The organism is Vibrio sp. 1978, assembly GCF_033344345.1.
In genome coordinates this window covers 1-839 of record NZ_JAWPOP010000277.1, presented here as the reverse complement: position 1 = coordinate 839, position 839 = coordinate 1, and the positions used below count along the sequence as shown (strand labels likewise).

Below are 839 nucleotides of genomic sequence, written 5' to 3'. Positions count from 1 at the left end.
AACATTACCTCTTCCTGAGTTTTGCTTTATAACTTCTCGTATTCAAGATGTAGAAAAAGGAGTGTTAATTCAAAGAGAAGAGCTTAAAGGCGCTGGTTTAGTCTATTCTATAACAATTTTCGATAGAGAGTACTTAACGAAGAAAGCAGTACGCCTAGAAATTCGAGTGTGTAAAAAAGAACCAGAGCCATTTGTTTCTCTTTTTACCATTAATGGCTGGATTCATATATCTAAGGAAAGTGTGCAATCAAATGAGTATGCCGTATTTGCTCTCCGATGTTTAATAGCCTATCACCGTTACGAGTATCCAGTATTAACAAAAGATTTAATAATTGTTGATGAACAAGATAAGCTTACTGATAATGACTATTTATTAGATTTAATAGTTAAGGCTCATAAAAATGAAATAAAATGCTATAAAGCAGAAGTTCCATTAAATATTATTAAGCCACGTGATATTGAATACGCATTATCTATTCCGAAAGAAAGAATTCAGTCTTACATTAACAAAATGTGTGATTTTGGCTTTTCTTTTTCTGAGTTGCTTATCTATGAAGATGGTAATGTTTTCATAACTGATGACGATTATCCTGTATACCTTGCTTATGCAGCAATGGATATTAGTATGGTTCCAGCGGTAATATTAGGTGAATTTAAGAACACTGATGTGAAAGTTTTGTCTGAGGGAGGAGGAGAGTTGATGCCTCCGATAGGTGTCGAAGAAATTGAAGACTCAGGTATTCCTATTAAAACTAAAGAACAAGCTCTTAGAGAGAAAATATCTAGTTTATGCCCCAAAATTTCTGATTCTACGAAACTGGAAAATAGATTTGTTCATT

At 33.1% G+C, this 839-nt stretch carries 1 pseudogene; it reads left to right on the top strand.

The features are described from left to right. Positions 1-839: pseudogene (locus R8N49_RS26070) on the top strand (DUF4263 domain-containing protein); the annotation flags it as partial.